Origin of the sequence: Caulobacter sp. DWP3-1-3b2, from assembly GCF_049896325.1 — a bacterium.
In the GTDB taxonomy this organism is placed as follows: Bacteria; Pseudomonadota; Alphaproteobacteria; order Caulobacterales; family Caulobacteraceae; genus Caulobacter.
Genome location: NZ_JAFCUB010000025.1, coordinates 1 through 26,747, shown reverse-complemented (window position 1 = coordinate 26,747; position 26,747 = coordinate 1). Strand labels below are relative to the sequence as shown.

The 26,747-nt window shown below is 66.7% G+C and carries 32 protein-coding genes; 16 read left to right on the top strand and 16 right to left on the bottom strand.

Going from position 1 to position 26,747, the window contains the following annotated elements; genetic code table 11:
• Nucleotides 1-117 precede the first annotated feature (117 nt).
• The gene (locus tag ACP7AG_RS15130; RefSeq protein ID WP_426014519.1) at nt 118-339 is read left to right on the top strand and encodes a flagellar basal body rod C-terminal domain-containing protein; all 222 of its coding nucleotides are present in this window, start codon (nt 118-120) and stop codon (nt 337-339) included.
• 209 nt (nt 340-548) lie between these two features.
• Here the strand turns inward: ACP7AG_RS15130 and ACP7AG_RS15125 are convergent, their stop codons facing one another.
• Nucleotides 549-1,292: an anti-sigma factor gene (locus ACP7AG_RS15125; protein ID WP_426031804.1), complete on the bottom strand. Its 744-nt coding sequence runs from the start codon at nt 1,290-1,292 to the stop codon at nt 549-551.
• Nucleotides 1,293-1,428: 136 nt separating this feature from the next.
• Between ACP7AG_RS15125 and ACP7AG_RS15120 the strand changes: the two genes are divergently transcribed.
• Nucleotides 1,429-1,647: a hypothetical protein gene (locus tag ACP7AG_RS15120; RefSeq protein ID WP_426014523.1), complete on the top strand. Its 219-nt coding sequence runs from the start codon at nt 1,429-1,431 to the stop codon at nt 1,645-1,647.
• Between the two features lie 193 nt (nt 1,648-1,840).
• On the opposite strand, the gene rpoD is transcribed toward ACP7AG_RS15120, so the two are convergent.
• Nucleotides 1,841-3,790, bottom strand: a complete 1,950-nt coding sequence (gene rpoD, locus ACP7AG_RS15115; RefSeq protein ID WP_426014524.1) for an RNA polymerase sigma factor RpoD — start codon at nt 3,788-3,790, stop codon at nt 1,841-1,843.
• A gap of 530 nt (nt 3,791-4,320) precedes the next feature.
• On the opposite strand from rpoD, the gene ACP7AG_RS15110 reads away from it, so the two are divergent.
• Nucleotides 4,321-4,614, top strand: coding sequence for a GIY-YIG nuclease family protein (locus tag ACP7AG_RS15110; RefSeq protein ID WP_426014527.1), 294 nt, complete (start codon nt 4,321-4,323; stop codon nt 4,612-4,614).
• Between the two features lie 61 nt (nt 4,615-4,675).
• Here ACP7AG_RS15110 and dnaG read toward each other — a convergent pair whose 3' ends face one another.
• The 4 genes from dnaG to ACP7AG_RS15090 all read right to left on the bottom strand — a co-directional run bounded on the left by dnaG (nt 4,676) and on the right by ACP7AG_RS15090 (nt 10,489).
• Nucleotides 4,676-6,601: a DNA primase gene (gene dnaG / locus ACP7AG_RS15105; protein ID WP_426031803.1), complete on the bottom strand. Its 1,926-nt coding sequence runs from the start codon at nt 6,599-6,601 to the stop codon at nt 4,676-4,678.
• 227 nt (nt 6,602-6,828) lie between these two features.
• Nucleotides 6,829-8,541, bottom strand: a complete 1,713-nt coding sequence (locus tag ACP7AG_RS15100) for an ATP-binding protein (RefSeq protein WP_426031801.1) — start codon at nt 8,539-8,541, stop codon at nt 6,829-6,831.
• A 251-nt stretch (nt 8,542-8,792) separates the two neighbouring features.
• Nucleotides 8,793-9,887: a Zn-dependent alcohol dehydrogenase gene (locus tag ACP7AG_RS15095; protein ID WP_426031799.1), complete on the bottom strand. Its 1,095-nt coding sequence runs from the start codon at nt 9,885-9,887 to the stop codon at nt 8,793-8,795.
• Nucleotides 9,888-10,021: 134 nt separating this feature from the next.
• Entirely contained in the window at nt 10,022-10,489 is a 468-nt protein-coding gene (locus tag ACP7AG_RS15090; RefSeq protein ID WP_426031797.1) for a chemotaxis protein CheW, read from the bottom strand.
• Between the two features lie 197 nt (nt 10,490-10,686).
• On the opposite strand from ACP7AG_RS15090, the gene ACP7AG_RS15085 reads away from it, so the two are divergent.
• Entirely contained in the window at nt 10,687-11,205 is a 519-nt protein-coding gene (locus tag ACP7AG_RS15085) for a hypothetical protein (RefSeq protein WP_426031795.1), read from the top strand.
• Nucleotides 11,206-11,309: 104 nt separating this feature from the next.
• On the opposite strand, the gene ACP7AG_RS15080 is transcribed toward ACP7AG_RS15085, so the two are convergent.
• Nucleotides 11,310-12,104, bottom strand: a complete 795-nt coding sequence (locus ACP7AG_RS15080) for an inositol monophosphatase family protein (protein WP_426014538.1) — start codon at nt 12,102-12,104, stop codon at nt 11,310-11,312.
• A 266-nt stretch (nt 12,105-12,370) separates the two neighbouring features.
• Here ACP7AG_RS15080 and ACP7AG_RS15075 point away from each other — a divergent pair, with 266 nt between their 5' ends.
• On the top strand, nt 12,371-12,709 hold the full coding sequence (locus tag ACP7AG_RS15075; RefSeq protein ID WP_426014540.1) for an endonuclease domain-containing protein: 339 nt from the start codon (nt 12,371-12,373) through the stop codon (nt 12,707-12,709).
• 58 nt (nt 12,710-12,767) lie between these two features.
• On the opposite strand, the gene thiE is transcribed toward ACP7AG_RS15075, so the two are convergent.
• Nucleotides 12,768-13,412, bottom strand: a complete 645-nt coding sequence (thiE, locus tag ACP7AG_RS15070) for a thiamine phosphate synthase (protein ID WP_426031793.1) — start codon at nt 13,410-13,412, stop codon at nt 12,768-12,770.
• A gap of 262 nt (nt 13,413-13,674) precedes the next feature.
• Between thiE and ACP7AG_RS15065 the strand changes: the two genes are divergently transcribed.
• The 7 genes from ACP7AG_RS15065 (at nt 13,675) to ACP7AG_RS15035 (ending at nt 17,061) form a co-directional block, all read left to right on the top strand.
• Entirely contained in the window at nt 13,675-13,860 is a 186-nt protein-coding gene (locus tag ACP7AG_RS15065; protein ID WP_426014544.1) for a (2Fe-2S)-binding protein, read from the top strand.
• 122 nt (nt 13,861-13,982) lie between these two features.
• Complete coding sequence (bfr, locus tag ACP7AG_RS15060; RefSeq protein ID WP_426014546.1) at nt 13,983-14,462, top strand: bacterioferritin; 480 nt, start codon at nt 13,983-13,985, stop codon at nt 14,460-14,462.
• Between the two features lie 158 nt (nt 14,463-14,620).
• Complete coding sequence (locus ACP7AG_RS15055) at nt 14,621-15,139, top strand: tryptophan-rich sensory protein (protein ID WP_426014548.1); 519 nt, start codon at nt 14,621-14,623, stop codon at nt 15,137-15,139.
• 73 nt (nt 15,140-15,212) lie between these two features.
• Complete coding sequence (locus ACP7AG_RS15050) at nt 15,213-15,848, top strand: DUF2799 domain-containing protein (RefSeq protein ID WP_426031791.1); 636 nt, start codon at nt 15,213-15,215, stop codon at nt 15,846-15,848.
• Nucleotides 15,849-15,863: 15 nt separating this feature from the next.
• The gene (locus ACP7AG_RS15045) at nt 15,864-16,139 is read left to right on the top strand and encodes a sigma factor (protein ID WP_426031789.1); all 276 of its coding nucleotides are present in this window, start codon (nt 15,864-15,866) and stop codon (nt 16,137-16,139) included.
• Between the two features lie 42 nt (nt 16,140-16,181).
• On the top strand, nt 16,182-16,433 hold the full coding sequence (locus ACP7AG_RS15040) for a sigma factor-like helix-turn-helix DNA-binding protein (protein WP_426031787.1): 252 nt from the start codon (nt 16,182-16,184) through the stop codon (nt 16,431-16,433).
• The gene (locus ACP7AG_RS15035; protein ID WP_426031785.1) at nt 16,420-17,061 is read left to right on the top strand and encodes an NrsF family protein; all 642 of its coding nucleotides are present in this window, start codon (nt 16,420-16,422) and stop codon (nt 17,059-17,061) included. Before ACP7AG_RS15040 ends, ACP7AG_RS15035 begins: the two co-directional genes overlap by 14 nt.
• 154 nt (nt 17,062-17,215) lie before the next feature.
• Here the strand turns inward: ACP7AG_RS15035 and efp are convergent, their stop codons facing one another.
• Entirely contained in the window at nt 17,216-17,782 is a 567-nt protein-coding gene (gene efp, locus ACP7AG_RS15030) for an elongation factor P (protein WP_426014554.1), read from the bottom strand.
• Nucleotides 17,783-17,894: 112 nt separating this feature from the next.
• On the opposite strand from efp, the gene epmA reads away from it, so the two are divergent.
• Complete coding sequence (epmA, locus tag ACP7AG_RS15025; RefSeq protein ID WP_426031783.1) at nt 17,895-18,947, top strand: EF-P lysine aminoacylase EpmA; 1,053 nt, start codon at nt 17,895-17,897, stop codon at nt 18,945-18,947.
• A 98-nt stretch (nt 18,948-19,045) separates the two neighbouring features.
• Nucleotides 19,046-20,083, top strand: a complete 1,038-nt coding sequence (locus ACP7AG_RS15020; protein ID WP_426031781.1) for a lysine-2,3-aminomutase-like protein — start codon at nt 19,046-19,048, stop codon at nt 20,081-20,083.
• A 130-nt stretch (nt 20,084-20,213) separates the two neighbouring features.
• On the opposite strand, the gene ACP7AG_RS15015 is transcribed toward ACP7AG_RS15020, so the two are convergent.
• The 7 genes from ACP7AG_RS15015 to gap form a co-directional block, all read right to left on the bottom strand.
• The gene (locus tag ACP7AG_RS15015) at nt 20,214-20,507 is read right to left on the bottom strand and encodes an SDR family NAD(P)-dependent oxidoreductase (protein WP_426031779.1); all 294 of its coding nucleotides are present in this window, start codon (nt 20,505-20,507) and stop codon (nt 20,214-20,216) included.
• Between the two features lie 235 nt (nt 20,508-20,742).
• Nucleotides 20,743-21,141, bottom strand: coding sequence for a host attachment family protein (locus ACP7AG_RS15010; RefSeq protein WP_426014563.1), 399 nt, complete (start codon nt 21,139-21,141; stop codon nt 20,743-20,745).
• A gap of 157 nt (nt 21,142-21,298) precedes the next feature.
• Entirely contained in the window at nt 21,299-22,390 is a 1,092-nt protein-coding gene (gene fba / locus ACP7AG_RS15005) for a class II fructose-bisphosphate aldolase (protein WP_426014565.1), read from the bottom strand.
• A gap of 208 nt (nt 22,391-22,598) precedes the next feature.
• Nucleotides 22,599-23,789 carry a phosphoglycerate kinase gene (locus ACP7AG_RS15000; RefSeq protein ID WP_426031777.1) on the bottom strand — a complete coding sequence of 397 codons (1,191 nt, stop codon included), beginning with the start codon at nt 23,787-23,789 and terminating at the stop codon, nt 22,599-22,601.
• Between the two features lies 1 nt (nt 23,790).
• Nucleotides 23,791-24,108 carry a hypothetical protein gene (locus tag ACP7AG_RS14995; RefSeq protein ID WP_426031775.1) on the bottom strand — a complete coding sequence of 106 codons (318 nt, stop codon included), beginning with the start codon at nt 24,106-24,108 and terminating at the stop codon, nt 23,791-23,793.
• A 105-nt stretch (nt 24,109-24,213) separates the two neighbouring features.
• Complete coding sequence (locus ACP7AG_RS14990; protein ID WP_426031773.1) at nt 24,214-24,546, bottom strand: hypothetical protein; 333 nt, start codon at nt 24,544-24,546, stop codon at nt 24,214-24,216.
• Between the two features lie 4 nt (nt 24,547-24,550).
• Nucleotides 24,551-25,558 (bottom strand): type I glyceraldehyde-3-phosphate dehydrogenase, encoded by a 1,008-nt coding sequence (gene gap, locus ACP7AG_RS14985; RefSeq protein ID WP_426031771.1) that lies wholly within the window; start codon nt 25,556-25,558, stop codon nt 24,551-24,553.
• A 215-nt stretch (nt 25,559-25,773) separates the two neighbouring features.
• On the opposite strand from gap, the gene ACP7AG_RS14980 reads away from it, so the two are divergent.
• Both ACP7AG_RS14980 and ACP7AG_RS14975 read left to right on the top strand, forming a co-directional pair.
• A complete protein-coding gene (locus ACP7AG_RS14980) occupies nt 25,774-26,166 on the top strand; it encodes a hypothetical protein (RefSeq protein WP_426014570.1) in 393 nt (130 codons plus the stop codon).
• Nucleotides 26,167-26,168: 2 nt separating this feature from the next.
• Nucleotides 26,169-26,495 carry a cell division protein ZapA gene (locus ACP7AG_RS14975; protein WP_426014572.1) on the top strand — a complete coding sequence of 109 codons (327 nt, stop codon included), beginning with the start codon at nt 26,169-26,171 and terminating at the stop codon, nt 26,493-26,495.
• The last annotated feature ends 252 nt before the right edge of the window (nt 26,496-26,747 follow it).

The window sequence follows — 26,747 nt, the reverse complement described above, 5'->3', positions numbered from 1 at the left end:
GTTGGGCAGGCCTCCTCATCGGGCCGCGCCCCTTAACCGTGTAATTTCACCCTCTTTGGTGAAGAGCGCTTAACCGGGCGGAGAGACACTGCGCGAGCAACTTGAGGGAAACGGTCCGTGCAGGTACTCGCCACCGCCGCCGCAGGCATGTTCGCCGCCGCCGATCGTCTCAGCGCCAGCGCCCAGCGCACGGCCGCCTCGAGCCTGGAAGGCAGCAAGGTCGATCTGGCGCACGAAGTCGTTGAACAGGTCTCGGCCAAGATCGACTTCAAGGCCAACGCCGCCGTCGCTAGAACCGCCAACGAGATGGCGGGCGCCCTCCTGGACATGAAGGTCTAGAGCATTTTTCGAGCGAAGTGGTTTCGGTTCGCGTGAAGAAAAATGCGTCAAAACAGAAGATTAGAGCTCACGGCCTGACGCAGTCAGGTCGGGAAATGCTCTAGGCTCGGGCGCGATCGACCGGCCACGAGCCGGTCCGAACCCACCCCGCATTCCCCCCTGCGCGGGTTCGGACCTGCCGCCCCCTGGCTTCGCCGGGGGGCGGCGCCTTATCTGGCTTTCCAGCCCCCCGCCTTGGCCCGGGCCTCGTCGGCGGCGTCCAGAGGTTGGCCGGCGATCAGCGCATCGACCGTTGGCCGCACGGCCCCCGGGCCGGCGAAGCTGACCACCCGCAACCGCCAGGTCGAGGCCTCGCGGCACGCCACCCCCGCTACCGGTGTCTGGCCCGAGGCCTGGAAGGTGCGGCAATAGAGCCCCGCCTTGTTCTTGAACGACAGGCCAATTTTGACGAGGGCTACCTGGCCCGAGGCTTGGCTATTCAGCGCCTTGACCAAGGGTCCGGCGGCGGTCGGTGGAATGTCCTGCGCGCCGCTCAGGGTCGGGGGCGAAGGCGCCGCCAGCCGGCCGATCGCCAGCCCCGCCACCAGGCAGCCGATCATCATCCAGTGCGACCCGCGCCCACCGGCCTCGGCCTTGGGCCTGGCGACCCTGGGCGAAGCCGACTTGGGGGTCGGCTTGGTCTTGGCCTTGGCTTGAGCGCCGGGGAAAGCGATGACTTCGGCCACCTTGGGCGCGGGGCCAGGACGGGGCGTCGTGGCGGCGGCCCGCTTTTGAGGTGACGTCGCGGCCGCGCCCATGGGGGATCCCGAGAGCAACCGACGCAAGGCGCGCTGCGTCTCGACCCGCAGCGCCAGTTGGGGATCGCCCTCCAGAGCCGCCTCGATACGCGCCATGGCCTCGGGCGGCAGTTCGCCATCGACAAAGGCGAATAGCTCCTCGTCCGGGACGGTCATGGCGGGCTCCTTGGTCGATCCTCTAGTTTGCAGCGCGGCGGACCTTAGCGCCAGACGGCATGTCGATCCGATGCGCAGGAAGGGGGAGAACCAGCCTGCTGGCGAGGCGTTCGATTTGGACAGCCAGGAGATTACCATGTCCCAGTCCGACCCGTCCGCCACCGGCCTTCCAAACGACGAGACCGAAACCCCGCCCTCGATGACCCCGACCGACGCCAAGACCGATCCCGCCGAACGCGATGAAGAGGCCCGAAAAATCGACTCCGACGCCGGCCTGTCGTCGGTGGTCGAGCAGGGCGGCGCGGCGATCGCCGGCATCGGCTCGCGCAGCGACGACAAGCTGTTCAAGGACTAAGCGCGCGTCCGCCCATAGACACGAAAGGCCCCTCGGTCGATCCGAGGGGCCTTTGCTTTGTCTAGAGCATTTCCCGACCTGACTGCGTCAAGCCGTGAGCTCTAATCTTTTGTTTTGACGCATTTTTCTTCACGCGAACCGGAACCACTTCGCTCGAAAAATGCTCTAGAGATGCGCGCGCCGCGATGTGCGCCTAGCTGTCCAGGAACGACCGCAGCTTGCGCGACCGGCTCGGGTGCTTGAGCTTGCGCAGCGCCTTGGCCTCGATCTGCCGGATGCGTTCGCGGGTGACCGAGAACTGCTGGCCGACCTCTTCCAGGGTGTGGTCGGTGTTCATGCCGATACCAAAACGCATCCGCAGCACGCGTTCCTCCCGCGGGGTCAGCGACGCGAGCACGCGCGTCGTTGTCTCGCGAAGATTGCTCTGGATGGCCGCGTCGATGGGCAGGATGGCGTTCTTGTCCTCGATGAAGTCGCCCAGGTGGCTGTCTTCCTCGTCGCCGATCGGCGTTTCGAGGCTGATCGGCTCCTTGGCGATCTTCAGGACCTTGCGGACCTTTTCCAGCGGCATGGCCAGCTTTTCGGCCAGCTCTTCGGGGGTCGGCTCGCGGCCGATCTCGTGCAGCATCTGGCGGCTGGTGCGGACGATCTTGTTGATCGTCTCGATCATGTGCACCGGGATGCGGATGGTCCGCGCCTGGTCGGCGATCGAGCGGGTGATCGCCTGACGGATCCACCAGGTGGCGTAGGTCGAGAACTTGTAGCCGCGGCGATATTCGAACTTATCGACGGCCTTCATCAGGCCGATATTGCCTTCCTGGATCAGGTCCAGGAACTGCAGGCCGCGGTTGGTGTACTTCTTGGCGATCGAGATCACGAGACGGAGGTTGGCTTCCACCATCTCCTTCTTGGCCTGACGAGCTTCGCGCTCGCCTTTCTGAACGGTCTGGACGATGCGGCGATAGTCGTCGATCGGCACGCCGGTCTCGGTGGCCAGGGCGGCGATTTCCTGACGGATGTCGCCGACCGAGTTGTTGTCGTTCTCGACGAACTTGGTCCAGCGCACGCCCATGGCCTTGACCTGCTCAACCCAGTTCGGGTTCAGCTCGGAGCCGAAATAGGCCTTCAGGAACTCGCTGCGGCTGATGCCATAGCTGTCGGCCAGGCGCAGCAGGCGACCTTCGAGACCGATCAGGCGCTTGTTGATCGCATAGAGCTGCTCGACCAGCGCCTCGATGCGGTTGTTGTTCAGCTTCAGCGTCTTCAGATGCTGGATGATCGTGGTCGACAGGCCTTCATAGGCCTTGCGGTCTGCGTCGCTGAGATCGGCGCCCTTCAGGCGGCTGCCGACCAGCTTGTCCTGCAGCTTGCGGAAGGTCTCGAACTCGCTGGCGATCGCATCCAGGATGGCCATCACGCCTTCGCGCAACTCGCCTTCCATGGCGCTGACCGTCGGGCCGGCGCCGTCGTCGAAATCGTCCTCGTCATCGTCACCCTCGGCCTTGGGAGCGTCGGGGTCGGACTCGGCCGGTTCGGCGGGCTCGGCGTCCTCGGCGGCAGGCGCGGCGGCCACGCCGTTGATCGCGGCATAGGTGCCTTCCAGGTCGATCACTTCGCGCAGCAGGATGCGGCCGGTGCCGAGCTCCTCGCGCCAGACCATGATCGCCTCGAAGGTCAGGGCGCTTTCGCACAGACCGCGAATCATCGTGTCGCGGCCGGCCTCGATGCGCTTGGCGATGGCGATTTCGCCTTCGCGCGACAGCAGCTCGACGCTGCCCATCTCGCGCAGATACATCCGCACGGGATCGTCCGTACGGTCATAGGCCGCCGGCTTGTCGCTGGTGATGACCTGCTGGTTGTCCTCGCGGGCGACGACTTCGCCGCCTTCCGAGGTCTCGGCGTCCTCTTCGGCCTCGACCACGTTGACGCCCATCTCGCTCAACATGGCGAGGGTGTCTTCAATGGCCTCGGACGTCACTTCTTCCGACGGCAGAACCTTGTTCAGCTCGTCCATGGTGACGTAGCCGCGGGCCTTGGCCTGCTTGATGAACTTCTTTACGCCGGCATCGGTGAGGTCGAGCAGGGGACCATCGCCGCCACCGGATTCGGGGGGTTCGGCTCCATCAGTCGTCGTCGTGCTCATTCAAGTCTCCGAAACGGCGCGGCGCCTGGTTCGTGGCGCGCGCCGTGAAATGTCTAAATGGTGGGTCGCCTGCGCATCGCGCCCTGCCGTCCGTTCACGCTTCCAGCGCATCGCTGAAAAATTCTCAAGGAAAACACCTGACACGCGCCGAAGAGCCATGGCTGAACGCTCCGCGAGCTAGGCTCATTGCGGAGGCGCTGACTTCGGGCGTGATCAGCATCGACCTTCGAGAGGTTTCAGCAGCCACTGGGACCTGGCGGCGACGAGGGTGACATCCTGTTTCAAGGAGGGCGCGCACATGCAAATGGCGGCCCGAGCGATGTCAATCAGCAGCGTGGCAAATCCGTGAGTCGCCAGATGGCGTCGCATGACGCCGGAGTCAAGACGGGATAGGCGCACGCTCTTTGATGCCAGTCTTGATAATCCGCTCATCCCGGCGAGTGCCGGGACCCAGATCCATCCATGGCGCCTAAATCGAAACCCCCGTTTTTCTGCTTTCGCCAGTCATGAACGTGCGCGGATATACGAGCATGGCTTTCTATACCTACATCGTCGCCAGCCAGCGAAACGGCACGCTCTATATCGGTTCGACTGACGATTTGCTGCGCCGCATCGAGGAGCATCGGGATGAAAGCCGAGGGGGCTTCACGGCCAAATACGGCTGCGTCATGCTTGTTTGGTATGAGGTTTATGAGTCCCGCGACGAAGCATTTAAGCGTGAGCGCCGGATCAAGGAATGGCGCCGTTCCTGGAAGCTGATGCTGATCGAAGAAGCCAATCCAGATTGGCGGGACCTGTTTGTCGGATTGAATTTGAACGCCTAATTGCGCGACGCTCAGGATGTATCTGGGTCCCGGCATTCGCCGGGATGAGCGGATTATCAATCTACGTGATCGGTAGCACCGTCACCGGCGCTTCCCAGAACTCCAGCCCGCTGATCCGCCGTTCCAGCACCCCGATCCGCACCCGCAGGTCGCGGGTCGCTGTCAGGGTCTCGGCGGTGACGGCTTCGCGGCGGAGGGACCCCAGCGCGCGCTCGCTGTCGCCGATCTCGACCAGGGCTTCGTAGCAGGCCGACCACAGGGCCCTCGCGCGGTGGGGCTCCATCTTGGGATCGAGGAAGGGCGCGCTGATGGCGGCGGCCACGCGCTCGACCTCGGCGACCTGCTCGCCCAGGCCCTTGCGCGTCAAGATGTCGCGGAAGGCGACGTCGTCGCTGATATCGTCGGACAGGGCGTCGAACAGTTCGGCCGCCAGGGGCGCGAGGCGGGGATCGCCAAAGCCGATGCGCTCGATGGCCTCGTCATAGGAGCGCGCCCAGGCGGGATGGTCGAGGGCGGCGATGGCCACGGCGGCGTGGAAGGGCTTGAGCCGCGTGCCGATCTCGGCCCGAGCAACGCCCCGGATGCCCGGATCGGGCGGCGCGCGATCCCTGCCGCCCTTCCACTGGGCGCGCGGGACCCAAGGACGGCCCTCGCCGCCGCCACTCTGGCCGCTGCCATAGCCCGGCTTGGGGAACAGGGCGTCCAGCCGGGCATAGAGGTCGTCGCGATAGGCCGCCGCCAGGTCCTTGTCAGCGATCGTGCCGGCCGCGGCCCGCAGCCGCTGCTTGAAGCCCGCCTTGCGCTCGGGGGTGTCCAGAGGCTCCAGGTCACGTTCGCGGTCGAACAAGGCCTGGACGAAGGGGGTGGTCGCCGTCATCTGGCTCTTCAGCGCCGCCGCGCCCTGTTCGCGCAACACGTCGTCGGGATCCTTGCCGCCGGTCACCATAGAGAACTTGAACGACCGGCCGGGCTTGAGCAGCGGCAGGGCGCGGTCGATGGCCCGGCTGGCGGCGCGCTGGCCGGCCTTGTCGCCATCGAAGCTGAGGATGGGTTCGGGATGCAGGCGCCACAGCACCTCCATCTGCTCCTCGGTCATGGCCGTGCCCATGGGCGCCACGGCCGGCAGGCCCGCCCGCTGGCAGGCGATGACGTCCATATAGCCCTCGACCACCATCAGCGGCGTCTGCTCGACGCCCTTCTCGGGACCGGCGGCGGCCTGGGCGGCGTGCAGCAGCTTGCGGGCCTCGTACAGGCCATACAGCAGCCGGCCCTTGTGGAAGAGCGTGGTCTCGGGGCCATTCAGATATTTGGCGCGGGCGGCGGGATCCATGGCCCGGCCGCCGAACGACACCACCCGGCCCCGGGTGTCGGTGATCGGAAAGATGATCCGGTCGCGGAACCGGTCATAGGGCGCGCCGCCGTCCTCGGGCGCGATCAGCAGGCCGGCCTCGACCAGTTCGCCCGGCGAAGCGCCCTTGGCGATCAGATAGTCCTTCAGCGCGGTTCGCCCGGAGGGTGAAAAGCCCAAACGAAAAGGGCTCCACTGGTCCTGCGGCAAGGCGCGGCGGACCAGGTAGTCGCGGGCCGCCTGGCCGACGGGACGGCGTAGCTCGCTCTCGAACCAGGCGGCGGCCAGGTCCATCCAGTCGGTCAGGGTGGCGCGTTTCTTGTCTTCTTGCGCGGCGCGAGCGTCCGGCTCGGGCAGGGCCATGCCGGCCTCGGCCGCCAACCGCTCGACCGCCTCGGTGAAGGTCAGCCGCTCGGTTTCCTGCAGGAAACTGATGATGTCGCCATGCTTGCCGCTGGAGAAGCAGTGGTAGAAGCCCTTGTCGTCATTGACGAAGAACGACGGGCTCTTTTCCTTGGTGAACGGCGACAGCCCCGCATATTCGCGCCCCTGCCGCCGCAGCTTCACCGATTTTCCGATCACGTCGGAAGGGCGAAGGCGGTTCTTCAGTTCGTCCAGGAAGTGGTCGTCGAAACGCATGGCGGGTAGCGGTCAACATAGGCGGAACCGATGATTTTCGCACGCGGCATGATCGGTTCGTCCAGAGTTCGATTGGGACGCTGTGGATATCTCCGATCCGCTCATCCCGGCGAATGCCCGGACCCAGATGGAATGGCGATGGGGCTGACGACAATGGCGCCGCGCCTCTCCAATCATCCTCAGCGACCTTGGATCTGGGTCTCGGCATTCGCCGGGCTGAGCGGTATTTACGAGGCCTTGGCCAAGAGTTCTCGTCGCGGCGCATGGCACCACTCCGCCACGGCCCGCATCAGCAGAGCCGGTTGGATCGGCTTGTGCTGCACGTCGTCGAAGCCCAGGCCCATCAGGCGCTCGGCCTCGCCCGACATGCCGTCGGCGGTCAGAGCGATGACCGGGATGTCGTCGCGACCGCCTTCGCCGGCCCGGATGCGGGCCAGGGCCTCGACGCCGTCCATCGTCGGCATGTGGAGGTCCATCAAGACCAGGTCGAAGTCCTCGGCGGCCAGGCGGTCCAGGCCGTGGCGGCCGTCATCGGCCAGGCTGACCACGGCGCCGACCGCTTCCAGCAGGGCCTTGGCGACGATCTGGTTCACCTGGTTGTCGTCGACCACCAGGATGCGCCGGCCTTCCAGCCCGGCGCCGCGGGCGACCGGCAGAACGGCGACGGGAGCTGCCGCCTGGGCCAGCGGCAAGGTCACCCGGAAAGTCGAGCCGAGGTCGGACCGGCTGGTCGCCGAAATCCGTCCGCCCATCAAGGTCACCAGGTGGTGGCAGATCGACAGGCCCAGGCCCGAACCACCGAACCGGCGCGTGGTCGAGGCCTCGCCCTGGGCGAAGGGTTGGAACAGCCGGGCCAGTTGCTCGGGCGACATGCCGATGCCGGTGTCGGCGACCACGATCTCGACGCCGCCGCCTTCAGCGCAAGCGATGGCGATGCGGACGCCGCCCTCCAGGGTGAACTTCAGGGCGTTGGAGATCAGGTTCAGCAGCACCTGGCGCACGCGGGCCGCGTCGCCGGCCAGCCAGGCCGGCGTGTCGGGCGCGATGTCGAGCACCAGGTCGACGCCCTTGGCGCGGGCCGTCTCGACCCACAGGCGGTGAAGTTGACGGCCCAGTTCGGCGACGTCAAAGCTGGCGGTTTCCAGCTCCAGCTTGCCGGCCTCGATTTTCGACAGGTCGAGAATGTCGTTGAGGATGGTCATCAGTCCGTCTCCGGACTGGACGATGGTGTCGAGATAGTCGGTCTGGCGGTGGTCCAGCCGGGTCGCGGCCAGGGCGTGGGCCATGCCTATCACCCCGTTCATCGGCGTGCGCAGCTCGTGGCTCATCATCGCCAGGAAGGCTGACTTGGCCAGGTTGGCGGCCTGCGCCTGCGCCTTGGCCTCCTCAAGGGCGTGAGCGTTGGCGCGCATCAGCCGCGCGGCGTTGCTCAGATAGGCGCCCAGGCCGAGCAGGACGGTGATCGCGAAGCCCATCTCCCAGCCGCGAAAGCCGCCGAACACGATCGGCGCGATGATCAGGGCGGCCACCGGGAAGGGCGCCAGGGCGACGAAGGCGGCGCGGCTGAGCACGGCGTATTTCAGGGCTTCGAGCAGCAGGCCAAACAGGATCAGCAGGCCGGCGAACTTCATGGCCGGCGAACCGTTGATCCAGGTCAGGGCGGCCATCATCGACCAGGCCCCGCTGAACGCCGCCACCGTGCCCAGCCGCACCAGGGGCGAGGGGTAGCGGTTCTTGCCGGCCCGGACCTGATGGAACAGCAGCCAGGCCTCGAGCGCCACATTGACCGCGAACCAGCCGCCAGCCGCCTTCCAGCCGAAATTGGCCAGCAGCAAGCCGTCGATCATCAGGCTGACGCAGATGCGGACCACCCGGCTTCGCCGGCCCATGACCAACAGCGCGCCTTCCAGCCCATCGTCGAGAAACTCGCTCAACTTCACTCTACTGCCCCATCGCAACGTGTGGTGGTGCGACATTATGCGCAGGCAGAGTTCAAGAAAGCGTTGCCTTTGGGGAACGTGGTCCTTCTCCCCCTTGCGGGAGAAGGTGGCCCGCGCAGCGGGTCAGATGAGGGGTCTACCAGACGGCGCCATCGCGTTCAGTCATGCCACCATTGCGGCCGACAGGGCTTTCGACCCCTCATCCGTCGGCCTTTGGACGCCACCTTACTCCCGCAAGGGGAGAAGGAATATCAGTCGAACACGATCACCGAGCGCGCCAGTTCGCCGCGCTTAAGCTCGTCGAAGGCCGAGTTGACGTCCTCCAGCTCGATGCGGCGCGAGATCAGTTCGTCCAGCTTCAGCTTGCCGGCCATATAGGCGTCGACCAAGCGAGGCATGTCGACCGGGAAGCGGTTGCTGCCCATGAAGCTGCCCTGGATCTTGCGCTCGCCCAAGAAGTCGGCGCCGTGCAGCTCGATCATCGTGCCGACCGGGATCATGCCGATGATGTTGGCCGTGCCGCCCCGGCGCAGCATCTTGAACGACTGCTCGGCGGTGGCCTTCAGGCCGATGGCCTCGAAGCTGTGGTGCACGCCGCCGCCGGTCAGCTCCTGAACCTGTTTCACCGCGTCGCCGTCATTGGCGTTGATCAGGTCGGTGGCGCCGAACGTCTTGGCCAGCGCCAGCTTGGCCGGCACGCGGTCGATGGCGATGATCCGCCCCGCGCCGGCGATCGCCGCGCCGTTGATGGTGGCCAGGCCCACGCCGCCGCAGCCGATCACCGCCACCGTCTCGCCGGGCCGGACGCTTGAGGTGTGGATCACTGCGCCCACCCCGGTCATCACCGAACAGCCGATCAGGGCGGCGCGGTCGAAGGGCATGTCCTTGCGGATGGCGACGCAGGCGTGCTCGTGCACCAGCATCATCTCGGCGAAGGACGACAGGTTCAGGAACTGGGCCATCTTGCTGGGACCGGCCAGGTCTTCCTTGAACAGTCGGGGCTCGTCGCCCTTGGCGCGCTTGGTCTCGGGGCTGATGCACAGGTTCATGTGGCCGGTCAGGCAAACCTCGCAGTGGCCGCAATAGGGATTGAGGCAGGTGATCACATGGTCGCCCACCTTGACGGTGCGAACCTCGGAGCCCACCGCCTCGACGATCCCGGCGCTCTCATGACCCAGCACGGCGGGCAGGGGATGGGGATAGGAGCCTTCGATGAAGTGCAGGTCGGAATGGCAGACCCCGGCGGCCTTGGTGCGGATCAGCACCTCATGCGGGCCCGGCTTGCCGATCGAGACGTCCTCGATCTGGAGCGGCTGACCCACTTCGCGCAGAACGGCGGCCTTCATCGGCGATCTCCCTTGTTGTTGCGGGAGACCCTAGCGGTGGGGCGGGGGGCGAAGGAAGGGGTTATTCGAACAAATGTTTGGAGGCCGGGGCAGGGCTGGGGACAGGCGCATGCGCCTGTCCCCAATCGTGGTCCCTAAGCCGCCAGCGCCACCTTGCGCTCGGGCAGGATGGCGTCGACGGCCAGCAGCACGACCATCGTGGTCTCCGTCGTGATGACGGCGGCGACCAGGGGCGAGGCCTCCTCGCCCAGCGGCGGGGGCGGGCTGATGGCGCTGGCCGCGACGATGAAGCTGTCGCAGACGGCGTCGACCAGCAGGCCGGCGACGTCGTCATGGTGCTCGACCACGATGATCACCTGGCGGGCGCTGTCTTGCGCGACGCCCTTGCCCAGGCGTTCGGACAGGTCGATGACCGGCATGACCTGGCCGCGCAGATTGATGACGCCGCGCACATAGGGCGGCGCGTCGGGCAGGGGGGTGGCCGGCGTGACGCCGCGGATCTCGCGGACCGCGCCCACGGGCACGCAATAGGTCTGGGTCCCGACTTCGAACGACAGGATCTGCAGATCCTCGCCGGCCGTGTAAGCCACGTTCCTGGACATCGCCTGGTCGCCTTCGAGCCATCGGCGCCCGTTCTGGGCGCCGTCGTAACCCGCACCTTCGCGCGCAAAGGTGAACAAATCGGACGCTTTTCGAAGCTGACGCCCCCGTTCAGCCTGCGTTCAGCCATCGGGCCTGAAGATCGATCTCAAGATGGAGACGGCCGTTCGGACCGCCTTTCCAGAAAGGACACAGCGTCATGAACCGCAATCTCAAGACCACGATTGGCCGTGTCGCAGCGGGCGTCGCGGCCTTGGCCATGGTCGCCGGCGCGACCGCCGCCTCGGCTCAGTCCTACCGCTATGGCGGCAATGGCGGCTATGGCGGCGGCTACGCCGGCCGGAGTCATCACGGCAACGACGCCGGCGTCGCGATCGCCGGTGGCATCATCGGCCTGGCGCTTGGCGCAGCCATCGCTGGCAGCAGTAGCAACAACCACTACAGCCGGGGTTACGCCTACGCCCAGCCGCGCCAGTCGCCGCGCTATTATAACGGCTATGGCTACGCCCAGCCCTACGGCTACGCCCAACCCAACGGCTACGCCCAACCCAACGGCTACGCCCAGTCCTACGGCTACGCCCAGCCCAACGGCTATGCCCAATCCTACGGCTATGCCCAACCCTATGGCTACACCGAGAGCCAGGACCGCGACTGCTGGACGACCCGCGACTACGACCGCTATCGCGGCACGATGTACGAGCGGACCGTCTGCCGCTAAGACGCGACAGGCGTAATACAGAAGCGCCCCGGGTGAGAGCCCGGGGCGTTTTTGTGTCTAAACCGTCTCCCCGGCGAAGGCCGGGGAGACGGTGAGGGAGCAGCTTAAGCCGCCTGCAGCTTTTCCAGCACCAGTCCGTGCAGTTCCTGGTTGGTGGCCAGGATCGAGACACCGTCCACCGGGTTGCCGCCGTCGTCGATGGTCGAGACCTTGCCGCCGCTCTCGGTGACCATCAGCACGCCGGCCGCCACGTCCCAGGGCTTGAGATTGCGTTCCCAGAAGCCGTCGAAGCGCCCGGCCGCGACCCAGGCCAGATCCAGCGAGGCCGCGCCGAAACGACGCACCCCGGCCACCTTCTGGCTGATCTGGTGCAACTCCTTGAGGAACTGGGCGTGGCCGGGCTTGCCCAGGAACGGCACGCCGGTGGCCAGCACGCTCTCGTCCAGGTGACGCCGGGCGGCGACGCGCAGGCGCTTCTCGGCGCCCAGATAGGCGCCCTTGCCCTTTTCGACCCAGAACAGGTCGTGGGTGATGGGGTTGTAGGTGACGCCGGCCACCACCTCGCCCTCGCGCTGCAGGGCGATATTGACCGCGAAATGGGGGATGCCATGCAGGAAGTTGGTGGTGCCGTCCAGCGGGTCGACAACCCAGGTGTGGGTCTTGTCGGTGCCCTCGACCATGCCGCGCTCCTCGCCCAGGAAGCTGTAGCCGGGGCGAGCCTTTTCGAGAATCTCGAAGATCACCTGCTCGGCCTTCTGGTCGGCGGCGGTCACGAAGTCGGCGGGACCCTTCTTGGAAACCTGCAATTCGGTGACCTCGCCGAAGTCGCGGGCCAAGCCGCGGGCCGCCTTGCGAGCGGCGTCGATCATCACGTTCAGGAGGGCGGAAGCGGTGGCCAAGACGGAAATCCTCAAGGGTCCCCCTGCGCAGCGTCATGGAAGTGACGGCGGGGGATAGGCATGCGGGCGGATAGAAAGATCGAGAAACTGGGCGCGATACCTAGTCGTGGAGGCGCGTGAAAGCAAGGCGACCTCGGAAACCCTCTCCCGGAGGGGAGAGTGAGGGACCCGCCACGAGGTGGTGGGAGAGTGAGGGGTTACGCCGCCGAAAGTGAAACCCCGGTTACTTTGCTTGCCACGGTCATGAGCCAAGCCAAGCTCGCGCCATGGATCCAATCGCCAACGCTCTCCGCCTGCGCCGAAACCAAACCATGGCCGAGGAAAAGCTGTGGCCCATCGTTCGCGGTCGCCGCCTCGAGGGTTACAAGTTTCGCCGCCAGGTTCCAATTGATCGCTACTTCGCCGACTTCGTGTGTGTGGACGCGCATCTGATCGTCGAACTCGACGGCCCAACCCACGAGGGTCGTGAAGATTATGACGCCCAACGAACCGAAGTGCTGCAGCGCTGCGGGTATCGCGTCCTGCGGTTTGGCAACGAAACTGTGCTGGCCGACCCTGGTGGCGTGGCCGAGGCCATTGGCGCGGCGCTCCGGCTGACGGTGTGACCCCTCACCCTCCCACGCTTCGCGCGGGCCCCTCCTTCTCCCCTCCGGGAGAGGGCTTTTAACCGCGCGCCGCCAGCCCTTCCGCGATCGCCGCGTTCAGCGCCGCGACGCCGGCAGCCGGGCCGCCGACATGCTTCCACACCCCGGCGGAGACGGCCAGGAAGTCTGCCCCCGCCGTGGCCAGCGGGGCGGCGTTTTCCGCCGTGACGCCGCCGATCGCCACCGAGGGGACCTCCATGGTCTCCTGCCAGATCGACAGGATCTCGAGATCGGCCGTGGTGAGCGCGTCCTTGGTGGTGGTCGGGAAGAAGGCCCCGAAGGCGACGTAGTCGGCGCCAGCCTCGGCGGCCTCCATGGCCAGGTGACGGCTGTCATGGCAGGTGACGCCGATCATCGCGCCCTGGCCCATCAGCTTGCGGGCCTGGGCGAGGGGCATGTCGTCCTGGCCGATGTGGACGCCGTCGCAGCGGGTCTGGGCGGCGAGGTCGGGGCGGTCGTTGAGGATCACCGCTGCGTCGTGGGCGCGGGCGATCGGCGACAGAGCCTCGACGGCCGCCGCGATCGCCTCGTCCGACGCGTCCTTCAGCCGGATCTGCAAGGCGGCCACGTCGCCGCCGTCCAGGGCCTCGGCGAGGGTCCGCGCGAAGGCGGCCAGGTCGTCGAGGGTCGGCGGGGTGATTAAATAGAGGCGGCAGTCGGTCATGGGGCTGGATTACGCCGATTTGACGCGTCGGGCGAGGGCTGGATCAAGTCCTGTCCCCTGTGGGGGAGGCGGCCGAAGGCCGGTGGTGGGAGTGTTGGTATCGTCGATCCTGGTGCGGCTGGCTGCCGACCACTCCCCCCTCCGTTGGCTTCGCCCACACCTGTCCCACAGGGGGAGGGGATTTGCCGCACTGCGAGTCAGTTGCAAAATCTCCATGCCTCCGCTACATGAGAATGACAATCATTCGGCGGGAACGACTTCCTTGTACGTCTGCAACTGTAACGGCATCCGCGAGCGCGACGTGCGCGCCGCCATCGACGCTGGCGCCACCCGCCCGGCGGAGGTTTTTCGTCACAAGGGCTGCCAGGCCCAGTGCGCCAAGTGCGTGTGCGAAATGCGCCAGATGATCCAGGACAACCAACAAGCCCTGGCCTACGCCGCCGAATAGGCGACCGTGAAACCGTCTCACGCTTTTCCGTGAGGCTGAGATACACTTGCAGACATAGCGGTTGAAGCCGTCCGAGCGATGGATCACGGTCGCCTCGACTTTCGAATCTGAGGAGACCCGCCATGCAAGGCGATCCCGGCATCATCCGGCTCTTGAACGCGGTGCTCACCAATGAGCTGACGGCGGTGAACCAGTACTTCCTGCACGCGCGGATGTACGACAACTGGGGATTCAAGCGCCTGGGCAAGATCACCTATGACGAGTCCATCGGCGAGATGAAGCACGCCGACAAGCTGATCAGCCGCATCCTGTTCCTCGAGGGCCTGCCCAATCTGCAGGATCTGCACAAGCTGAAGATCGGCGAGACGATCCCCGAGTGCCTGGCCTCGGACCTGTCGGTCGAGATCGGTGGCCGCGAGACCCTGATCCCCGGCATCATCCAGTGCGAACAGGCCCGCGACTATGTCAGCCGTGAACTGCTGCGCGAGATCCTGACCGACACCGAGGAGCACATCGACTTCCTCGAAATGCAGCTGGGTCTGGTCAGGGCGCTGGGCGAACAGAACTACCTGCAGAGCGCCGTGGGCGAACTGCCGGCGTAGGCCCTCCGCGCGGAGAGCCCTATCGCCGGCCATCTGGAACCAAGGTGCAGCTGAAAGGGTTACAGCCATGTTTCGCGAGGAGTCCCGGCATGCACATCCCGAACGGTAGATCCCACGGGAGGCGGGCCCACGCCGGCCGCGAGTCGTTCGAGATCGACATGAAAGACGATACCCCGACCTCGGCCGGCGCCCAACTGGCCCTCGGCCTGGCCCTGGCTGGCGGGGCGATCCTGGTGTCCACCCTGCTGGGGCGCCGTCACGAGCGGATGATCGACGACGAGGAATACGCCGTCGGCTACGCCGAAATGCACGAGCCGGTGGCGCACCAGCCCAAGAAGCTGACCAGCCTGATCCTCCCGCCGCTTTTCATCGCCATGACCCTGTCGGGCCTGCGGATCTGGAACGCGCCGTCCAGTCCTACCCGCACTCGGGCGCTGACCCTGTGGAGCCTGGTCCAGGGCTTCAACGCTCTGTGGCTGGCCCTGGGGGCCAAGCGTCTCGGCGGGCAACTGGGCGCCGCGGCGGCGTCGCTGGCGGCCTCGGGGGCCTATGCGATCCAGGCGCGCAAGCTGGTCGTCCCGGCCTCGGGCTTTTCCAGCCCCTATCTCGGCTGGCTAGGCTTCGCCAACGCTCTGACCGAAGAGCTCTGGAAGCGCCCACGCGTTACGGTGCATTAAAATAACACGGTTCATCGACCGTTCATGCGGTCAAGCTTTAGCTTCCTCCAACATCGTCTGGGGGAGGGTTTCCATGCGTCCTTTGTTGCTGATCCCGATCCTGGCCGGCACGCTGCTGCTGGCCAGTTGTGAAACCATGAGCAAGGACGCCTGCCTGCAGGGCGACTGGGCTGGCGTCGGTTTCAAGGATGGCGAGGCGGGGCGTCCGCAGAGCCGGCTGGACGACCACGCCAAGGCCTGCGCCAAGGCGGGCGTCGCCCCCGATCCCGCCCCCTATTTCGCGGCTCGCGACCAGGGCCTGAAACTTTATTGCACGCCGCCGCGCGGCTTTCAGCAAGGTCGCCAGGGCAACGGTTATGCCGGGGTCTGTCCGGAACGGATCGAAGGCGACTTCCTGGCGGCCTATGCCGACGGCAAGCTGGTCCACGCGGCCGCCTCGCGGCTCAACCAGGCGATGTCCGACCGCGACAGCGCCGATCGCCGGGCAGAGAAGCGCGACCGTGACGCGAGGGGCGTCGAGGACGAACTGCGCAATCCCAAGCTCAACGACGAGCAGAAGCACGAACTGCGCGACCGCCTAAACCGCCTGCGCAGCGAACAGCGCTCCGCCGTCGAGGACGGCCGCCGCGCCGAGTGGGCGCGCCGCGACGCCGAACGCGAGGTCGATGCCCTGGAGCACCGGTTCGCGCCGGTTTACGGCGGCTGGTGAAGTCCAGAAGCGGCCTTGCCGTTCCGCCCCGGTCAAGGACGATCAAAAATATCCGAAGCCGACCTGGAGGCGCTGATGCTGCTGGGCCTGGACGGCGACGCGCCGGCATATCGGTTGTTGCTGTCGCAGCTTGGTGGTCGTCTGCGCGCCTATTTCGAGCGCCGCATGCGCGACGCGCCCGGCGATGTGGAGGACCTGGTGCAAGAGACCCTGATGGCGGTGCATACCCGGCGCGCGACCTATGATCGCGCCCAGCCGTTCACCCCCTGGGCCTTCGCCCTGGCGCGCTAAAAGCTGATCGATTACTGGCGCCGCCGCCGCATTCGCCTGACCGTGCCGCTCGACGACGATGTTGAGATCCTGGCCGCCTATGCTCCCGACCCCGGCTCGACGCTGGACCTGGGTCGGGCGTTGGACACCCTGCCCGAACGCCAGCGCGACCTGGTGCGCGGCGTCAAGATCGACGGCCTCAGCCTTGCGGAAGCTGGCGCACGCGCCGGGGTTTCGGAAGGCGCGGCCAAGGTCGCCCTGCACCGGGCGCTCAAGTCTCTTCGCGAAAGGATGCGTGGTCGTGCGGACGGATGATCTGATCGATCAGCTGGCCACCGCCCCGCGCGCCATTCCGGGCCGCGCGGTGCAGCGCCGCCTCGTGGGGGTCGCGGGGGCTGGCGCCCTGGCGGCCTTGGTGCTGGTGCTGGCCTGGCTGCACACCCGCGCCGACCTGGCGCAGGCGATGACCGGCCGGATGTTCTGGATGAAGGCCAGCTACACGGCGCTGTTGGCGATCGCTGGCTTCTGGGCGCTGGAGCGCCTGGCCCGGCCGGACGGCGCGCCTCGCCGGGCCCTGACCTTCGGGGCGGCGGTGCTGACGCTGTTCCTGGTCGCCGGCTTGACACAGGGTGTGCTCAGCGAGCCCGACCAGAGAATGGCCATGTTGCGCGGCGACTCTTGGACGGTCTGCGCCCGCAATATCCTGATTCTGGCCTTGCCCGGCCTGGCGGCGACCCTGCTGGTCTTGCGCGGCATGGCCCCGACCCGGCCCACCTTGACCGGCTTCGCGGCGGGAGCCTTCGCCGGCGGCGTGGCGGCCACGGTCTACGGCCTGCACTGCGGCGAGAGCACCATGGTGTTCGTGGGGGTCTGGTACACGCTCGGCGTGCTGGGAACCGGGGCGCTGGGGGCGTTGCTCGGGCGGTGGGTGCTGAAGTGGTAGCAGCTCACGCACTTGCCCCCACCTGAGCGCTTCGCGGTCTGTCCGCCCCCATAGGGGGCGGAGCTCGCCCGGTTGGGCTCCGCTCCCTATGGGGGCGGACAGGAGACGAAGTCGCCAGGTGGGGGCAAGTATTCGCCGCCCTCCGGTCTGACGATTAGTCCTTCGCCCGTTCCTGATACGAGCCGTCTTCCGTCAGGATGACCACTCGCGTGCCGGCGGCGATATAGGGCGGCACCATGGTGCGCACGCCGTTGCTGAGGATCGCCGGCTTGTACGACGACGACGCCGTCTGGCCCTTCACCGAGGGTTCGGTCTCGACGATTTCCAGGGTCACGGTGCGCGGCAGTTCCAGCGAGATCGGCAGGTCGTTGTGGGTCGACAGCTGAACGACCATGCCTTCCTGCAGATAGGCGCCCAGGTCGCCGATCACTTCCGGCGTGGCGGTCAACTGGTCGAAGCTTTCCGGGTTCATGAAGTGATAGCCCTCGCCGTCCTGGTACAGGAAGGTGTGGTCGCGCTGGTCGACGAAGGCGCGCTCGACGGTCTCGGTCGTGCGGTAACGTTCCGACACCTTCACGCCGTCGGAGATGCGGCGCATGTTCAGCTGGGTCACCGGGGTGCCCTTGCCTGGGTGAATGTTTTCGACGTTGAGAACGACGTAGAGCTTGCCGTTCATATCGACGACGAAACCCTTCCTGAGCGAGCTGGCGGCGACTTTCACTTAATCTTGTCCTTAGGTCTCGCGCCGGCCCGAGAGCGCGCGAATTGCGTTAGATATCGCCCTCCTATAGCGATCCCCGCCAAGTTCGCCACCCCGCCCGAGGGACTTTCCAGTGCCGCTTGCCTCCGCCTCGCCCTGGTGGCGCCCAGAAAGCCACGCCGACCGGCGGCCGTTCCTGTTGGTCCGCAACCGGATCAAGGCCGCGTTCCGCGCCTGGTTCGAGGGTCAGGACTTCATCGAGGTCGAGACCGCGGCCCTGCAGGTGTCGCCCGGCAACGAGGCCCATCTTCACGCCTTCGAGACCGCCGCCGTGACCCTTTCGGGGGAGGCCGCGCCGCTTTACCTGCACACCTCGCCGGAGTTTTCCTGCAAGAAGCTGCTGGCGGCGGGCGAGCGGCGGATCTTCGACTTCGGCAAGGTCTGGCGCAATCGCGAGCGCGGGGCGCTGCACCATCCCGAGTTCACCATGCTGGAATGGTACCGGGTGGACGCGCCGTACCAGACGCTGATGGACGACTGCGCCGCGCTGGTGGCCTTGGCGGCCGAAACCGCCGGAACGCGGGAATTTCGCTTCCGGAGCAAGATCTGCGATCCTTTCGCCGCGCCCGAGCAGGTGACGGTGGCGGAGGCCTTCGCGCGCCACGCGGGGGTCGATCTGCTGGCCTCGATCGGCGCGGACGGTTCTACGGACCGCGACGCTCTGGCCGCTTCGGCGACCGCCGTCGGGATCCGCGTTGCAGGAGATGATAGTTGGGCCGATGTGTTCAGCCGGGTGATCGTCGAGAAGGTCGAGCCTAATCTCGGCGTCGGCCGCGCGACGATCCTCTGCGAATACCCCGTCGCCGAGGCCGCCCTCGCTAGGCCCAAGCCCGGCGACCCCCGCGTGGCCGAACGGTTCGAGCTCTATGCCTGCGGCGTCGAGCTGGCCAATGCGTTCGGCGAACTGACCGACGCCGCCGAACAGCGCCGCAGGTTCGAGGCCGAGATGAACGAGAAGGCCCGGGTCTATGGCGAGCGTTACCCGCTGGACGAGGACTTCCTGGCGGCCCTGGCGATCATGCCCAACGCCTCCGGCTCGGCCCTAGGCTTCGACCGGCTGGTGATGCTGGCGGCCGGGGCGAGCCGGGTGGATCAGGTGATGTGGACGCCGGTGGCGGGCGGCTAGGCGCTACACCTCCAACCGACGGGGACACGCCCAAGGGCATGTCCCCGTCAGTGGGCCGCATTGCGTCAGTCGCTTCAATCCGCCATACCGCCGGCCTCATGACCCCCGCCCGCACCCTCCGCAGCGCCCAGGCGCTGGCCGACGCCAGCCTGATCGCTCCGGAGCGACTGCCCGCGCTCGAGCAGGTGGCGGCCCGGTACGCGGTGGCGATCACGCCGGCCATGGTCGAGCTGATCGACCCGGCCAACGAGAGCGATCCCATCGCCCGCCAGTTCCTGCCGCACGAGGCCGAACTGATCCAGACACCGGCCGAGACCGCCGACCCCATCGGCGACCTGACCCACAGCCCGGTCGAGGGGATCGTCCACCGCTATCGCGATCGGGTGCTGCTGAAGCCCACCCACACCTGCGCGGTCTATTGCCGGTTCTGCTTTCGCCGCGAAATGGTCGGGCCGGAAGGCTTGCGAAGCCTGACGCCCGCCCAGCTGGACGACGCCTTCGCCTATATCGCCGACCGCCCGGACATATGGGAGGTCATCGTCACCGGCGGCGACCCGCTGGTGCTGTCGCCGCGCCGGCTGCGCGACATCGGCGAGCGGCTGGCCGCCATCGACCATGTCAAGGTCGTGCGTTTTCACACCCGCGTGCCGGCGGTCGATCCGGCGGCGATCACCGCTGAGATGGTCGCAGCCCTCAAGGTCCCCGGCAAGGCGGTCTATGTCGCCCTGCACGCCAACCATGCGCGGGAGCTGACGCCGGCGGCGCGAGCGGCCTGCGCGAGGATCATCGACGCCGGAATCCCCATGCTGAGCCAGACCGTGCTGCTGCGCGGCGTCAATGACGACCCCGAGACGCTGGGCCTGCTGATGCGTGCGTTCGTGGAGGCGCGCATCCGACCCTACTATCTTCACCATGGCGACCACGCGCCGGGCACCGGCCATCTGCGAACCACCGTGGACGAGGGCCGCGCCCTGATGCGCCAGATCCGGGGCCGGTTCTCGGGCCTGTGTCAGCCGACCTATGTGCTCGACATCCCCGACGGTCACGGCAAGGTCCCGATCGGGCCCGACTACCTGGCCGCCCCGGGCGCGGTCGAAGACCCCAACGGCGGGACGCATGCCTATCCTCCGCTTTAAATCCGTCTTCCCGGCGAAGGCCGGGGTCCAGATGGAATGGCGGCGGGGCTGACGCCAGAAGCTCTGAGCTCTTGCAACCCACCACACCGCTCCGGGATCTGGGCCCCGGCCTTCGCCGGGCAAGCGGATTTTAGTCAGGCCAACGCCTCTCCATCCTTGTGCGGATCGCCTCCAGCACGGTGGCCTCGGCGCCCATCAGCGACAGGTCGGCTGGGATGGCGAAGGCGGTGACGCCATGGGCGGCGGAAAGCTCGGCGGCCAGGGCCTCCAGCCGGTCGGCCCGGCGGGCGACCAGCGCCAGGTCGTGGCCTCGCGCGGCCAGGGCCCGGGCGAAGGCCTGGCCGATCCCCGACGAGGCCCCTGTGACCAGGGCCAGGGAGGCCTTGGCCGGCGCGCCGGGAAAAGTGGTTTGAACCTCGGCCATGACCCGTCCCAATCCCTGCGGCGTCGCCGACTAGAGCATTTCCCGACCTGACTGCGTCAGGCCGTGAGCTCTAATCTTCTGTTTTGACGCATTTTTCTTCACGCGAACCGGAACCACTTCGCTCGAAAAATGCTCTAGAACGCGGCCGCCCAGCCCGGATAGCACCTCAAATCCAGGCGAGAAAAAGGCCTCCCAGATTGCTCTGGGAGGCCTTTTTGCCGCGCGCAGGCGCCGGTCAGGCGTGGGCGATGGCCGTGGCGATCGCGTCGGCGGATTGGCCGGTCAGGTCCTTGGCGAGTTCGCCGACCAGCTTGGCTTCCAGCGCCTTGTGCCAATGCTTGCGCAACTCGCCGAGCGTCTTGGGGGCGGCGACGACGAACAGGTGCTCGAACTGGTTGGTCAGGGCCTGCTTGTTCAGCGCGGCGGCGACGCCGGCGGCGTAGCCATCCTCCGACTTGGTGCTTTCGTCGGGATTGGCCGAGCTGGAGGCGTGGCCGCCCGTACCGCCGCCGTCGCCGTCGATGTCGGGGGTGGGCAGGGCCGTCAGTTCGGGCGTCTGGTCGCCGGTGTTCTTGAACATCACCAGTTTCTCGCCATCGACGACGGCCACGAGGGCGCCCTTGGGAAGTATCATCGTGCGTATCCTTGAAACCAATGGGGCAAGGTAACGGCCGGCGAGGGTGGGGGTTGCCTTGAGGCGCACGGAAAAGGCCTCCCCGGTCGCCCGAGGAGGCCTGATTGTTCACCCCGATCTCCGCTCGGGGTTTTTGGGCGGGTTTGAACCCTAAGCCCTACTCTGCCGCCGCCTTCTTGGCCGCCTCGCCGAACTTGGCGTGCAGTTCGCCGGACGCATAGCGCTTGGCCATGGTGGCGGTGGACAGGGCCTTGACCTTGTCGGCGTGGCCGGCCGAGCCGAACTCGACGAAGCGGGCCTGGCAGACCTTGCGCATGGCTTCCTTGGCGGGCTTCAGATAGGCGCGCGGGTCGAACTCGTGCGGGTGCTCGGCCAGGATCTTGCGGATCGCGCCGGTGATCGCCAGACGGTTGTCGGTGTCGACATTGACCTTGCGAACCCCGTGGCGGATGCCGCGCTGGATCTCTTCCACGGGCACGCCCCAGGTCTGGGGAATGGCGCCGCCGTACTGGTTGATGATGTCCTGCAGGTCCTGCGGAACGCTGGAGCTGCCGTGCATCACCAGGTGGGTGTTGGGCAGGCGGTGGTGGATGTCCTCGATCACGTTCATGGCCAGGACGTCGCCGTCGGGCTTGCGCGTGAACTTGTAGGCCCCGTGGCTGGTGCCCATGGCGATGGCCAGGGCGTCGACGCCGGTCTGCTGCACGAAGTCGACCGCCTGGTCGGGGTCGGTCAGCAGTTCGTCGTGGCTGAGTTTGCCCTCGAAGCCGTGGCCGTCCTCGGCCTCGCCCATGCCGCTTTCCAGCGAGCCCAGGACCCCCAGCTCGCCCTCGACCGACACGCCGCAGCTGTGGGCCATCTGGACCACCTTGCGGGTGACCTCGACATTGTACTCGTAGGTGGCGGGGGTCTTGGCGTCTTCCAGCAGCGAGCCGTCCATCATCACCGAGGTGAAGCCGTACTGGATCGCCGTGGCGCAGGTGGCCGGGCCGTTGCCATGGTCCTGGTGCATGCACACCGGGATGTTGGGGTAGATCTCGGCCAAAGCGTCGATCATCCGGGCCAGCATGATGTCGTTGGCGTAGTTCCGCGCGCCGCGCGAGGCCTGGATGATGACCGGGGAATTGACAGCTTCCGCCGCCTCCATGATCGCCAGGCCCTGTTCCATGTTGTTGATGTTGAAGGCGGGCAGCGCGTAGCTGTGCTCCGCCGCATGGTCCAATAGCTGTCTTAGCGTGATCCTCGCCACGTGGTGTCTCCTGCAAGCGTGAAGTGGTTGGGCCGTTTCTTGTTTTTGGGGCTTTTGACGCTTTGCGTTCTTCGCCCATCTATCATCCGCTCATCCCGGCGCATGCCGGGACCCAGGTGAAGCCCGCGAGCCGCTCCAGATGAATCTGGGTCCCGGCATTCGCCGGGATGAGCGGTCCGTGGGGGGACCCGGTAAGTCTTTTTCCTGCCTATGCCTCCAAGACCGAGACACCCGGAAGCGTCTTGCCTTCCATCCATTCAAGAAACGCGCCGCCGGCCGTCGAGACGAAAGTGAAATCGCTCGACACGCCCGCGTGGTTCAAGGCCGCCACGGTATCACCGCCACCGGCCACGGCGACGATCTTACCCGATTTCGCGAGTTTGGCGGCGTGTTTTGCTGCCGAAACAGTCGCTTCGTCGAAAGGTGGCACTTCAAACACGCCCAGCGGGCCGTTCCAGATCAGGGTGTTGGAGGCGTCCATAGCCTCGATCAGGCGCTGGGCGCTCTTGGGACCGGCGTCCAGGATCAGGTCGTCGGGCTGGACATCGGCCAAGTCGCGGGTCTCGGCGTCGACGCCGGGGGCGACCTTCTTGGCCACCACCACGTCGACCGGCAGCAGCAGTTCGCAGCCCGACTTTTCAGCGGTGGCGATGATCTGGCGGGCGGTGTCGGCCAGGTCCTTCTCGCAGAGCGACTTGCCGACATCGTGGCCCTGGGCGAACAGGAAGGTGTTGGCCATGCCGCCGCCGATCGCCAGGCGATCCAGCTTGGCGACCAGGTTGTTGAGCAGATCCAGCTTGGTCGAGACCTTGGAGCCACCGACGATGCCCAGCACCGGCTTCTTGGGATTGCCCAGGGCGGCGTCCAGGGCGTCCAGCTCGCGCTGCATCGCCAGGCCCGGATAGGATGGCAGGAGGCGGGCCAGGGCCACGGTGGAAGCATGCGCGCGGTGGGCGGCGCTGAAGGCGTCATTGACATAGAGGTCGCCGTTTTCCGCCAGCAGGGCGGCGAAGTCGGCGTCGTTCTTCTCCTCGCCGGCGTGGAAGCGGACGTTTTCGAACAAAGCCACGCCGCCGTTTTCCATGGCGTCGACCACGGCCTTGGCCTTGGGACCCACGCAGTCGGCGGCGAAGGCCACCTCCTGCTCCAGCAGCTTGCCCAGCGGCTCGGCCACGAAGGCCAGGCTCATCTCCGGCACGACCTTGCCCTTGGGGCGGTCGAAATGGGCCAGCAGGATGACCTTGGCGCCCTTTGTCGACAGGTAGTGGATGGTCGGCAGGGCCGCGCGCAGCCGGGTGTCGTCGGTGATCTTGCCTCCGTCCACCGGCACGTTGAAGTCCACCCGGACCAGGGCGCGCTTGCCGGCGAGATCGGCGGTGTCGAGGGTGCGGAAGGGCATGTCAGGAACCTGTGGCGATAGCGTTCATGATGAGCGCGCCAGGCATGGCCGTCAGCAGGCAAAGCAGGCTGACGGCGCCGGCGGCGGCGATCTTGAGTTTGCGAGAGGTGTGTGGCGTCAGAAGGCTGACGGTTTCGGCGATGGCGCGAAGGTAGAGGGCCGTAACGGCGGCGCAGACTGCTGCGGCGGTCCACCAATTCAGACCGGGCGGATGCCCAGACGCGGATACGCTTTCGACGACGACCATAGCTGCTAGATAGCAGGCGGCGCCCGCCAGGGGCGCGAAAAGTCCGATCCCGACGAGGGCCAGCCAGCGCATCAGAGGAACTTCACCGCTTCTAGAGGGGGGGGGGGCGAGGGGCGAGTGGGCATGGGTTCAGACCTGGCTTCGGGATAATCTTCGGATGAAACTGTGACGCCCGCCTCACAACTTGCTCCACAGGACGGCGACAATCACCACGAAGGCGATCAGCGCGATACCCACCGACAGGATAAGGACGAAAAGCGCAGTAAGCGCTGGATGGGCCTTGCCAGGCATGGCCTTCGATCGAAACAGGCGAACGGTCCAGGCCAAAGCCGCGACCCATCCTGGCAGAAAGAAGAGCGGGACCGAGTTCATCGGGATGTTGGGCGAAAAATATTCTTCGGTCGACTGGCCGCTTGTGAGCGCGCCAAAGACATCGGCCATGGTCATGACGCCCAGGAGGGCGACGGGCGCTGTCAGAACCAGAAGAACTGTCAGCGCCCATTTGGTCATTTTGCTAAAGGAACTTCGCCATCACCAGGGCGGTATCCGCCATCCGGGTCGCGAAGCCCCATTCGTTGTCGTACCAGCTGAGCACGCGGACCAGCTTGCCTTCGATGACCTGGGTCTGGGGCAGGGCGGCCGTCGAGCTGGCGGCGATGTGGTTAAGGTCGTGCGACACCAGCGGCTCGGTGGTGGTGAACAGCACGCCGTTCATCTCGCCGTCGGCGGCGGCCTGCAGGGCGGCGTTCACCTCTTCGACCGTGGTGTCGCGCGACGGCACGACCTTCAGGTCGATGACCGAGACATTGGGGGTCGGCACGCGGATCGACGAGCCGTCCAGCTTGCCCTTCAGGGCTGGCAGCACCAGGCCCAGGGCCTTGGCGGCGCCGGTCGAGGTGGGGATCATGGACAGGCCGGCGGCGCGGGCCCGGTAGAGGTCCTTGTGCATGGTGTCCAGCGTCGGCTGGTCGCCGGTGTAGCTGTGGATCGTGGTCATGTAGCCACGCTCGATGCCCAGCAGGTCGTTGAGCACCTTGGCCACCGGGGCCAGGGCGTTGGTGGTGCAGGAGCCGTTCGACACGACGATGTCGTCGGCGGTCAGGACCTCGTGATTGACCTTGTAGACGATGGTCTTGTCGGCGCCGTCGGCGGGGGCCGAGACCAGCACGCGCTTGGCGCCGGCTTCCAGGTGCAGGGCGGCCTTGTCGCGGGCGGTGAAGATGCCGGTGCACTCGAAGGCGATGTCGACGTTCAGCTCTTTGTGCGGCAGGTCCTTGGGGTCGCGGATCGCCGTGACCTTGATCTTGCCCATGCCCACGTCGATCCAGTCCTCGCCCGAGGTGACGACGCCGGGAAAGCGGCCGTGAACGCTGTCATAGCGCAGCAGGTGGGCGTTGGTCTCGACCGGGCCCAGGTCGTTGATCGCGACGACCTCGATGTCGCGGCGCGCGTGCTCGGCGATGGAGCGCAGGACGAGACGTCCGATCCGGCCGAAACCGTTGATGGCGACGCGAAGAGCCATGAGGTCTTTCTCCTAACGAGCGTTCGGCCGGGTCGACCGACGTTACCTTGATTTTACGGGGCGTTTTGCGACGCGGGGCGGGGAAGTCAACCCCAGGAACGCAGCCTCGTCGTTTGGTAATGTGATGAACACCGTTTCGTCGCCCAATTGTCGCCATGGCGGGTGGCGAAGCGGGCGCTGATCTATATGTTGCGCCGGATGATTGGACCCTCTCGATGACCCCTGGCGAAGGCAACGCCCTGGAGCTCGCCGCGCGCCGCCTCGAGCGCGCCGTGGCCCAGCTGGAACAGAAGCTGGCCGCCGACCGCGCTGCGCGTCCGACCGCGCCAGTCGAGGCGTCCGCCGGCCTGTTCGACGCCAACGCCGAGTTGAAGGCCGAGGCGCTGGCCGCCGAGCTGGAAACCGCCCGCGCTCGCGAAAGGGCTCTGGAAGAAGCCGGCGAACAGGCGTCCGAAGCCCTCGGCCGCGCCATCGCCGAGATCCGCGCCGCCCTGGGCGACGAGAGCCTGATCACCGAGGGCGTCCATGACGACGACGAGGAGGCGCTCGAAGACCAGAGCGACGACCTGTTCGGCGGCCATCTGGACCGGCCGGAAAAGGAGGCCTGAGCATGGCGCAACTGACCGTCCAGGTGAACGGCCGCCCCTATAACGTCGGCTGCGAAGACGGGCAGGAAGCCCACCTCCTGGAGATCGCCCGCCTGTTTGACCGCCAGGTCCGCCAGGTCAGCCAGGATGTCGGCCAGCTGGGCGAGACCCGGCTGTTCCTGATGGGCGCCCTGCTGCTGGCCGACGAGCTGTCGGATTTGAAGCTGCGCCTGGCCCACGCCCAGTCCGAACTGGCCCGCCTGCAGACCGAACAGACGCGGGTGGAGATCCGGGCGGTCAAGGCGCTGGACGCGGCGTCCGAGCGCATCGAGGCGCTGGCGCAGGGGTAGGGAGCAGTCCTCCCCCCGTGGGGGAGGCGGCGCGAAGCGCCGGTGGGGGGAGGCTTAGGATCGTCGATCCTGACTTTGGCCATCTCCTAAACACTCCCCTCTCCGTCGGCTGCGCCGACACCTCCCCCACAGGGCTAGCAGGTTCACACATCTCGATTGAGCGAGTGGACGAGCTCTGATTCATTGGGTTCATCTGACGGGAGATGGCGATGGATCTGCTGCTGGGGCGGTTTGGCGACCGCCGCCTGGAAA